The 10,123-nt window shown below is 70.8% G+C and carries 8 protein-coding genes; 1 reads left to right on the forward strand and 7 read right to left on the reverse strand.

The genetic code is table 11. From position 1 onward, the window contains the following. From R6V09_RS36225 to R6V09_RS36250, 6 genes are all read right to left on the reverse strand, one after another. A partial coding sequence (locus R6V09_RS36225; RefSeq protein ID WP_317885718.1) for an MSMEG_0567/Sll0786 family nitrogen starvation N-acetyltransferase occupies positions 1 to 639 on the reverse strand: 639 nt, incomplete at its 3' end. Between the two features lie 5 nt (positions 640 to 644). Further along, a complete protein-coding gene (locus tag R6V09_RS36230) occupies positions 645 to 1,727 on the reverse strand; it encodes an MSMEG_0568 family radical SAM protein (protein WP_317885711.1) in 1,083 nt (360 codons plus the stop codon). Between the two features lie 10 nt (positions 1,728 to 1,737). Next, positions 1,738 to 2,259, reverse strand: a complete 522-nt coding sequence (locus R6V09_RS36235; protein ID WP_317885712.1) for an MSMEG_0572/Sll0783 family nitrogen starvation response protein — start codon at positions 2,257 to 2,259, stop codon at positions 1,738 to 1,740. A gap of 42 nt (positions 2,260 to 2,301) precedes the next feature. Next, positions 2,302 to 3,117 (reverse strand): amidohydrolase family protein, encoded by an 816-nt coding sequence (locus R6V09_RS36240; RefSeq protein ID WP_317885713.1) that lies wholly within the window; start codon positions 3,115 to 3,117, stop codon positions 2,302 to 2,304. A 13-nt stretch (positions 3,118 to 3,130) separates the two neighbouring features. Then, positions 3,131 to 4,447 carry an MSMEG_0569 family flavin-dependent oxidoreductase gene (locus R6V09_RS36245; RefSeq protein WP_317885714.1) on the reverse strand — a complete coding sequence of 439 codons (1,317 nt, stop codon included), beginning with the start codon at positions 4,445 to 4,447 and terminating at the stop codon, positions 3,131 to 3,133. 144 nt (positions 4,448 to 4,591) lie between these two features. Next, positions 4,592 to 5,083: a hypothetical protein gene (locus R6V09_RS36250; protein WP_317885715.1), complete on the reverse strand. Its 492-nt coding sequence runs from the start codon at positions 5,081 to 5,083 to the stop codon at positions 4,592 to 4,594. Between the two features lie 200 nt (positions 5,084 to 5,283). Between R6V09_RS36250 and R6V09_RS36255 the strand changes: the two genes are divergently transcribed. Then, positions 5,284 to 7,431: an MMPL family transporter gene (locus R6V09_RS36255; protein ID WP_317885716.1), complete on the forward strand. Its 2,148-nt coding sequence runs from the start codon at positions 5,284 to 5,286 to the stop codon at positions 7,429 to 7,431. A 76-nt stretch (positions 7,432 to 7,507) separates the two neighbouring features. On the opposite strand, the gene pepN is transcribed toward R6V09_RS36255, so the two are convergent. Then, positions 7,508 to 9,940 carry an aminopeptidase N gene (gene pepN / locus R6V09_RS36260; protein ID WP_317885717.1) on the reverse strand — a complete coding sequence of 811 codons (2,433 nt, stop codon included), beginning with the start codon at positions 9,938 to 9,940 and terminating at the stop codon, positions 7,508 to 7,510. Positions 9,941 to 10,123 lie beyond the last annotated feature (183 nt).

Genomic DNA, 10,123 nt, shown 5'->3' on the forward strand with positions numbered 1-10,123 from the left:
GCCGTCGTCGCCGACGAAGCCGGGCGGCGCGGGCAGCGCGGCGAGCAGGTGGCCCAACGCGGCCTTGGTGGCGGTGACTTGGGCCGCGATCCGCCCGATGGGCCAGCGCATCAGGACATGCGGGGTGCGGGCGACTTCCGTGGCGCGCACGGACCGCCAGCCGAGCCGCCGGAACAGCACCTCGTTGCGGGCCTGGACGGTCGCGTCGAACCGCAGGACACCCTCCGCCTCCGCCCGTGCGCAGGCGGCCCGGACCAGTGCCGCGCCGATTCCGTGCGGGCCGCGTGCCTTCGGGGCGACGACCAGTCGGCCACCCTGCCACCAGCCCAGGTCGGGCCGGTCGTCGACCGGGCCGAGCCGCACTCCGCCGATCACCGTGCCGTCCGGGTCCTTGGCGACCAGCACGACGGTACGGGTGTCGGCGTCACGGTCGTCGAGGTCGTCGCCGGTGAAGAGCCCCTGCTCGTGGACGAAGGTGTCGGTGCGCAGCCGTCTGTAGGCGGCCAACTGGGTGTCGTCGGCGGCCTGTTCGATCTGGAACGCGGGGCGGCGGGCGAGCGTGCTGCGGTCGCCGAGCAGCGCCAGGATGTCCACCGGCCCGTCCGCCACGAGCGGTGCCGCCGAGCCGTCGAGGTACATGGCGTTCACCCGCCCGCGGTGCGCAGCACACTGCACGCGCCGCAGGCCGCGCAGCCCGCCTTCTGGTCGGCCCCGCTCATCCCGGCTGCCCGCAGCCTGGCAGCGACGCCCTCGGTGACGTACCGCAGGAGTTCCGCACCGGGCGGCTCGATCCCGTCGCGGGCGGCGAGCGTGCCACGCATCGGACGGAAGGGGACGACGAAGGGATACACCCCTCGTTCGATCAACGCCCCGGCGCCCGCGACGAGTTCGTCGGGATTCTCGCCGAGGCCGACTAGCAGGTAGGTGGAGACACGGTTCGGTCCGAAGACCCGCACCGCCTCGTCCCAGGCGGCCTCGTACTCGGCCATCGGGACGCTCGACTTACCGGGCATCCAGCGCCGCCGAACGTCCTCGTCGAGGGACTCGACATGGATGCCGATCGCGGTGGCCCCTGCTTCGTGCAGGGCGCGGATCCAGGCGAGGTCGCCGGGCGGTTCGCACTGCACCTGGATGGGGAGACCGGGGACCGCATCGAGGACGGCACGCACGGAGCGGACGAGAGTGCGCGCACCCCGGTCCGGACCGGTCGTCGTGCCCGTGGTCATGACCATCTGCCGTATGCCGTCCAACCGGACGGCGGCCTCGGCGACTTCGGCGAGTTGCGTCGGAGTCTTCGCGGCGACCGTCGCGCCGGCCCGCAGGGACTCCTCGATCGTGCAGAAGCGGCAGCGGTCGGACTCGGCGTAGCGGATGCAGGTCTGGACGACGGTCGTGGCGAGGACGTCGGCGCCGTGGAGGCGGGCGATGTGCTCGTAGGGGATGCCGTCGGCCGTGGTGAGGTCGTAGAACTTCGGGCGGTCCACGGCGGACAGCGTCAGGCCGGTGTCGTCCTCGCCGAGCCAGACCCTGCCGTCCCGTACGGAGTAGGGGCTGTCGGGATTGGTGGGCAGCGCGGCGTTGGCACCGTCGACGAGGACGTGACCGTCGTCGCTCGGTCCCGCGCCGTCCGGTCGCCGCACCGGAGCGTCCAACCGGACTCCGTGGAGGGCGAGTTCGGCACGGGTCATGATCCGCACGTCCACCGCTGTGTTGGTGCCAACGCTCACGGCCCGCCCCTTACAGCTGGTAGGTGGAGTTGATGATGGCGCCCTTGCGGGCGTAGTGGATCAGCGCGTCCTGGACGTCGAGCGGATGGGTCGGGATGACGCCCTCGATGAGGTCCTCCTCGCGGGCGCCGTGCAGGGAGAGGCCGAAGCGGCAGCAGAACACCTTGCCGCCCTCGGAGATGAACGTCTTGAGCTGGTTGTTGATGTTGTGCTCGCCGGGGAAGGCCGAGTTGCCGGTGGTCGGGAAGCCGCGCGTGGCAAGGCAGTTGAGGGAGCCGGGGCCGTAGAAGTAGATGGCCGTCTCGAAGCCCTTGCGCAGGGCGCGGGTGGCCTGGAGGACGGCGACGAAGGAGACCGACGACTCGTGGGCGATGCCGTGGACGAGCGTGAAGTACGTCTCGCCGTCCTCGGCCTTGTAGTCGGGGAAGACCTTGGTGGAGCCGTAGATGCTGGTGCCCTCGGGGAGGGACGGGTGGGGGATCTCGGTGAGGGACTTCTGCTCGATCTCGGTGAGTTCGACGGTTTCGGACATGGCTGTCTCCTTGTGCGTTACCGGACTTGGGAGGGAGGTCGGTCAGTCGTAGAGCGCGGCGAACGTGTTCTTGAAGACCAGCTCGCCGAGTGCGCCGCCACCGGTCGCTTCGGCGAGACGGGCGTACTCGCCCGTGAAGTCGCCCCACGGCTGGTCGCTGGCGAAGAGCACCCGGTCGTGGCCGATGCCCCGGCGCTCGATCTCCGTGGCCAGCCAGCGGGGAGTGAAGCCGATGGCCCAGGAGAGGTCGGTGTAGACGTGCTTGCCGGCGGTGATCCAGTCGAAGAACCGGGAACCGGCGAGCTTGATGTGGCCGCTCATCCCGCCACCGAAGTGCACGAGATGGACGGGGACTTGATCGGCGTACCAGTCGACCAGGTGGCCGACCTCGTCGATGTCGGAGGCGGCGCCGGGGGAGGTGTGGACGTGCACCACCAGCCCGTGCCGGGCCGCCACGGCGAAGATCCGGTCGAGGTGGGGACGGCAGACCGGGTCGGTCGGACGTCCGCCCAGCAGGAAACTCAGCTTGAGCGCCTTCACGCCCCGCTCGCCCGCCAACTCCAGTGCCTGAGCGGTGCGTTGCTCGTCCTCGGGGCGCGGGGAGACCCACAGTCCGGCCCGGATGCGGTCGTCGGTCTGGGCGGCCTCGATCGCCAACTCGTTGAAGGAGAAGGCGATCGCGGGGTCGGGCACGCCGTAGTTGGGGATGACCAGGGCGCGTTCGGTGCCCTCCGCGTCCAGGTCGGCGATGAGCTGCTTGACCGTGGCGCGGGCGGTGGTGTCGGGGTTGACCGGCGGACCGCCGTAGAAGGGGTGGGCGGGCAGGACACCGATGTGGCGGTGTGCGTCGTAGACCATGTCGTCCCGTTCCTCAGCCGATCGGGAGGGCGGAGGCCAGGTCGGTGGGGGCGCCGGTGAGGGTGCCGCAGACGTCGGCCAGGCGGCGCGAGGCGTCGATGTGGTTCGCGAGGAACTCCGCGTCCCTGCCCACCGCTTCGAAGCGGCCCGAACCCCACGAGTGCTGCCAGGGCAGGCCGAGGAAGTACAGGCCGGGGACGCTGGTGGCGCCGCGCCAGTGCATCGGGTAGCCGCGGCCGTCGAAGACCGGTGCCTCGATCCAGCGGTGGTCGCGGCGGAACCCGGTCGACCAGACGACGGACGTGATGCCGGCCTGCTCCAGGTCGAGTTCGTGCGGCTGGTCGTCCGGTTCCCACACGGGTACGTAGCGTGGCTCGTCCGGTGCCGCGATGCCCTGGGCGGTGATGTGGGCGTCGATGGCGTCCTTGATGCCCTCGGCCACGGCGTCCGCGCGGTCGAGGTTCACCTTGAGGTCGTCGGCGAACTCCAGTGCCGTACCGCTGACTTCGGTCAGCCGGCCGTAGAGCCGCATACCGTCGCGGGCGAAGGCGCGCAGGTCGATGTCGCGGCCTCCGTCGCGTCCGGTGACGTAGTGGTTGACGCGCATCCGGACCGCGCCCGCGTCGTCGAAGTCGTCGATGCTCTTGGCGTAGTGGCCCATGTCGTCCAGCCAGGCCACGCAGTCACGGCCGCGGTAGAAGCGGGCCACCCGCGGTGCGCTGCCGACGGCCAGATGCACCTGGCGGCCGGCGAGATGCAGGTCCTCGGCTATCTGGCAGCCGGACTGACCGGTACCGACCACCAGGACCGCGCCCGGGGGGAGTTGGGCAGGGTTGCGGTAGCGGGAGGAATGGACCTGGGTGACCGGGGCGGGGAGTCGCTGGGCCATCGGGGGGAGGGAGGGGGAGTGGTAGGGGCCGGTCGCGATCACCACTTGGTCGGCGGTGAAGTCCCCTTGTGTGGTGGAGAGTTCGAAGAGTCCGCTCGGGGAGCGGCGCAGCCTGGTGACCGTCACGCCCTCGACCAGTGGCGGCCGGAAGTGGGCGACGTAGCCCTCCAGGTGGCGCACGATGTCGTCGCGGACCATGAACCCGTCGGGATCGTCGCCCCGATAGGGGTAACCGGGCAGTCGGCACTGCCAGTTGGGGGTCACCAGGCAGAAGGAGTCCCAGCGGCGCTCGCGCCACTCGTGGCCGACCCGGTGGGACTCGACGACGATGTGGTCGATACCGCGTTCGTGGAGCTGGTGGCTGACGGAGAGTCCGGCCTGACCGCCGCCGACCACGGCGACGGCGTAGTGTGCACGGACAGCGAAATACATCTCGGGCATGACATCCTCCATGCCGCGCGCCGAGGTCTTGACACCTCGCCGCTCCTCATGGCGACCAACTTCAGCCCTGTGGATGTCCGAACGAAGTCATCGGGAACAAAGGGGAGTTGCGAAAAACTCACCGTTGCCGCAGAGGCAAGGCGGCTATTCGACGATCCTGGTGGCCGCTTCCACGGACGGCCACCGCGCGAGCGAGATCATCGCCGTCACCCGGTGGATCAGATAGCCGGCCAGCGGCAGTTCCGCGAAGACCGCCAGGGCCAGGGCCGACCAGACGTCCGAGGTGCCGAAGGCGAGCGACACGTCGAACCACGCGTCGCAGATCAACAGCGCCGCCGAGAAGACCGCCGCCACGATGACCGCCCGGTGCCGCCGCCAGCCGAGCAGCGCGGTGGACGCCATCGCGAGCACGAGCAGGACGTCGAACCCGACCCAGGTCACCCGCCACTGGTGCACCTCGTAGGCGGACGGCAGCGTCACCGCCAGCAGAACCGTCCAGGGGACCAGTCCCACGGCACAGACGGTGAGCAGCTCCAGGGTGTGCCGCCGGTGCCGCCGGGCCTGCTCCAGTACGTCGGGCGGCGGAGCGGGGATGTCTGTCACCTGCCGTATGTCGGTCTTCGACGTGTCGTTCACCTTGACTGCTCCGTTCTCAGGAGTCCGGCGATGATCCGGGTACCGAAGGCTGAAACAGCCCTGCACCGCGCTCTCTTCCCGAGGTGCGCCAACGCGGATTCTGTGCTTCCGGATCCCGTCAAACCGGATGGATTATCCCGATAGCGGATGAACGGGGCGGCGGGCTAGACTCGCGCAACCTACGACGCGGGGAGTCCGGCATGCGAGGGTGGGCCGAATTCGTACTGCGGCATCGCAAGATGGTCGTGGCGTTCTGGGGTCTCGTGCTGATCGCCGGCATCGCGCTGGCCGGCCGGACCACGGACCGGCTCACGATCGACTTCTCCCTGCCCGGCCAGCCCGGCACCGTGACCGCGCACAAGATTGAGAAGGCCTTCGGCAGCGGCGGCGACACCAACCCGTATCTCGTGGCGGTCACTCTGCCGACCGGGCAGACCGTCACCGGCCACGAGACGGACGTCGGGCGCGTGTTCACCGCCGCCGGCACGGCCGCACCGGGCCTGCGGGTGATCGACGAGGCGAACACAGGCGACAAGGCGTTCCGGACGAAGGACGACCGGACCGCCTACGCCCTGGTCTTCTACCGGTTCAACCCGTCACCCAGCCAGACGCTGCTGACCGACCCGATCCGTACGGCGGCCGAAAAGGCCATGCCGGCGGGCGCGAAGGTCGGCGTGACGGGCGAGGACCCGCTCGCTTCCGGCGGCGACGACGGGGGCGGCCCCGGAGTACTCGGCGAGACCCTCCTCGGCGCCGTCGGCGCACTCGCCGTCCTCGCCTTCGTGTTCGCGTCCTTCCTGGCCCTGCTGCCGCTGCTGGTGGCCGCCGTGTCGATCCTCGCGACCTTCGTGATGCTGCTGCCGCTCACCTACGCCACCGACGTGTCGTTCATCGTGCAGTTCCTCGTCGCCCTCATCGGCCTCGGCGTCGCGATCGACTACTCGCTGCTCTTCGTCACCCGCTGGCGCGAGGAGCGCGACCGCGGCCGGGACAACCACGACGCGGTCGTCGTCGCGATGCAGCACGCCGGGCACGCCATCGTGTTCAGCGGCGTCACCGTCGCCATCGGCCTGCTCTCCCTGGTCGTCCTGCCCGTCCCCTTCCTGCGGAGCATGGGCTACGGCGGAGCGCTCATCCCGCTCGCGAGCGTGCTGACGACACTCACCCTGACCCCCGCGATCCTCGGCGGCATCGGACCCAAGGTCGACTGGCCCAAGATCCGCCACGAGAACCGGGCGAGCCGCTTCTGGAGCCGCTGGACCGCCGCCGTCGTACGGCGCCGCTGGATCGCGGCCGGCGCCGCACTGGCCGCGCTCGCGGTTCTGGTGGGTGTCTTCGTCGGCATCAAGATCGGCCTCGCCTCCTCGGAGTCACTGGCCAAGAACGGCCCGGCCTACGACACCCTGCAAACGCTGGAGCGCGGCGGCGTCCCGACCGGCGCGCTGACCCCGATGGAGGTCCTGGTCAGCACCGACCAGGCGAAACCGGTCGCCGCCACGCTCGCCAAGGTCGACGGCGTGAGCAGCGTGTTCGTGCCGACCGGGCCCGCGGGCAACCGGGGCGGACAGAGCATCGTCGTCGTCATCCCGGACACCGAGACGGTGAACTCGCAGAGCGTCGGTGTGGTCAAGCGGGTGAAGAACGCCACGGAGCACCTGCCCGGGGTCGTCGGCGTCGCCGGGATCGGCGCGGCACAGATCGACTTCCTGCACGCCGTCTACGGCAACTTCCCGCTGATGCTCACGATCATCGCGCTGCTGACGTACATCCTGCTCGTGCGCGCCTTCCGCTCGCTGCTGCTGCCGCTGAAGGCGGTGCTGCTCAACCTGATCTCACTGGCGGCGACCCTAGGCCTGATGGTCCTCTTCTGGCAGGACGGTCACGGTTCCAACGCGATCTTCGGCATCGCCGCCACCGGGGCCGTCACGTTCTGGATCCCGATCATGATCTTCGCGTTCCTGTTCGGACTGTCCATGGACTACGAGGTGTTCATCCTCTCCCGCATCCGGGAGGAGTACGACGCCGGCCACTCGACCGACGAGGCCGTCGTCGAGGGCATCGGCCGCACCGGCCGCCTCGTCACCAGCGCCGCACTCATCCTCTTCCTCGCCTTCGCCGCACTCGCCTCGGGACCGGGCACCGACCTCAAGACCCTCGCGACCGGTCTCGGCATCGGCATCCTGCTGGACGCGACCATCGTGCGGATGCTGCTCGTGCCGTCCCTGGTCTCCCTGTTCGGCGGCTGGAACTGGCACCTGCCCGCCTGGGCGGCCCGCCCACTGCGCGTACAGCCCTCCGCCCCGCACCCGGAACGGCCGGCACCCGAGCCGACGCCACCCGCGGACTGACCTCTCGGCCGCTTTCGTCCAGGGCCCCGCAACTTGCCCGCCCGGCCGCCCGGTTGGGGGCGTAGGCCGGGCCGGGTCAGGCCCCGCCGGCTCGCGTGCGGAGCATGCGGCTCACCTCGTCCGAGCGCTCCAGGAGCGTGGTGCGGACCACCGGCACCGCCTCCTGGGACGCCTCCCGGGCCCGCTCGATGTACGCCGGATCGATGGCGTGCAACGGGAAGAGGTGGTGCGTATAGCCCATCGCCAGCAGCATTCCGCCCTGGTGCAGCTTCGGGATCGCCTCCAGATAACGTTCGGCGTAAGGAGCCAGCAACTCGTCCTGGCCCGGGCGCCAGAAGGCCGCCGCCACCAGACGCACCGAGTTGATGGGGACGGCACGGTCCATGGCCAGCCGCTGCCAGACCTCCGCCTTCGTGGCGGCGTCGGGCAGGGCGGCCCGGACGGTGAGGGCGCGGGTCCAGGCATCGGGGTCCGGGTCGCGCGCGAGCAGGAGCTCCGACTCCGAGATGACCTCCCCGCCCAGTTCTGCGTCACGGACCAGCGCACGCCAGTGCAGGTCCACGTCGGCACCGGCCCCTTCGCGGAGCCGGCCGAGATCGTCCCTGGTCGTCGCGGTACGGGCCAGCCCGCGCAGCGCGACCTGACGGCGGCCGGGGTCGTCGGCGAGCCGGAGACAGGCAGCCGCCACCGCCGCCGACAACGCGGTCCGCTCGGCGGGCGGCGCCCACAGCTCCGCGACGTCCGCGGCGAGGGTCAGATACGGCTCGATCACCGCGTCGGACGTCTCCGCCGCCAGCAACGCGGTGAGGCAGTGCCCGGCCTCCACCGCCGTGGCCTCGCCGGTCGTCAGCATGTCCCACACGGTGGCCGCGGCCACACCCCGCGAGATCGCCGTGGGCAACCGCGCCGCCGTACGGAAGAGAGCGTCCCTGGTGGCGGGGTCCGGACGGGTCGTCGCGAAGGTCAGGTCGTCGTCGTTGATCAGCAGCACGTCGGCGGGCGGGAGACCGGCCACCGGGGTCCGGGTCTCCGTCACCTCGACCCGCACCAGCGCCCGGCGTTCCAGCGTGTCGCCGTTCTCCCGGTACGCGCCCACCGCCAGCACCTGCGGACGCGGGCTGCCGGCAGCCACCAGCGTGAGGGTGTCGCCGTCGCGCTCCAGCGCGAAGCGGTCGGTGCCCGCCGTCCCCAGCCAGGCCGTGCGCCAGGTGTCCAGGTCGCGGCCACTGGCCTCCGACAGGGAGTCGATCAGGTCCTGGAGCGTGGTGTTGCCCCACGCGTGGCGGGCGAAGTAGGCGGCCATGCCGGTCCTGAAGTGCTCTTCGCCGACGTACGTCATGAGCTGCTGGAGGACGGACGCGCCCTTCGGGTAGGTGATGTTGTCGAAGATCGACGCGGCCTGGGCGACGTCGTGGATGGGCTGGTGGATCGGGTGCGAGGCGGGGCCCTGGTCGGACAGGTACGCGCTGATCTTGCCGGTCATCAGATGGCTCGCCCACGCGTCGGTGTGCCGGGTGGCACGCTCGGCGGCCCAGTGGCAGGCGAACTCCGCGAACGCCTCGTTCAGCCAGAGATCGTCCCACCAGCGCATGGTGACGATGTTGCCGAACCACATGTGCGCCATCTCGTGCAGCAACACCCTTGCGAGCAGCCCGTGTTCGGCGGGAGTCGGCGCGGCCCGCCGCAGGAACGCGTCCGACCACGTCACACAGCCGTAGTTCTCCATCGCCCCGCCGAACTCGGGCACGAACACCTGGTCGTACCTGCGCTGCGGGAACGGCATCGCGAAGGCCTCGGCGTAGAAGGCGAGACCCTGGCGGGTGAGGGTGAACAGCTCGTCGGCGTCACGGTCGAGGACCTCGGCGAGCGAACGGCGGGCATACAGGCCCAGGTTGTGGCCGTCCACCTCGCGGCGGACCTCGTGGAAGGGGCCCGCGTTGATGACCGTGTTGTACGTCGACAGGGGCGGGGTGTCCGGGAACGTCCACCGGCGGGCCGCGCCCAGCTCCACCACGTCCGCGTCACCGGAGTTGCTGGTGACGGTCCACGCGGCCGGAGCCGTCACCGTGAAGGCGTGCGGGGCCTTGAGGTCGGGCTGGTCGAAGCAGGCCCACACGAAGCGGGCCTCGTCCGGTTCGAAACTCATCCACACGTACACCTCGCCGTCGCCTGGGTCCGTCGCCCGGTGCACGCCCTCGCCGGTGGTGGTGTCGGCCTGCGCGCTCTCCACCCACAGCACGTTGTGCGCGGCGAGACCGGGGAGCTGGATCCGCCCGTCCTCGCCGGGGCCGACCTCGACCCCGTTCAGCGTCGCGCTGAGCACCCGTGCCGCGCAGTCCACGACGGTCGCCGCGCCCGGCTCCCGACAGGTGAACGCCACCGTGGAGACGGAGCGGACCTCCGGCCCGTCGGGCAGCGCGGTCAGATCGACGTCCACGTCGTACCGCTCGACCGCGATCAGCGCGGACCGGCGCTCGGCTTCGGTGCGGGTCAGGCTCTGGATCCCCATGTGTCCTCCCTCGGCAGACAGCGGCCGTAAGCCTATGACGGTGATCGACGTGGAGCGCGGGGTTTTCGGCGCCGTGCGGACGGACCTGCGACGGTGGCCGACCGCCCAGGTGGACCGCGAGCGCCGCGCGGAACCGAGTTCGTTGTCTCCGCGGTCCGCGTCGGCGGCCGGAGGGCCGCGCCG

It is taken from the genome of Streptomyces sp. W16 (assembly GCF_033194735.1).
In the GTDB taxonomy this organism is placed as follows: Bacteria; Actinomycetota; Actinomycetes; order Streptomycetales; family Streptomycetaceae; genus Streptomyces.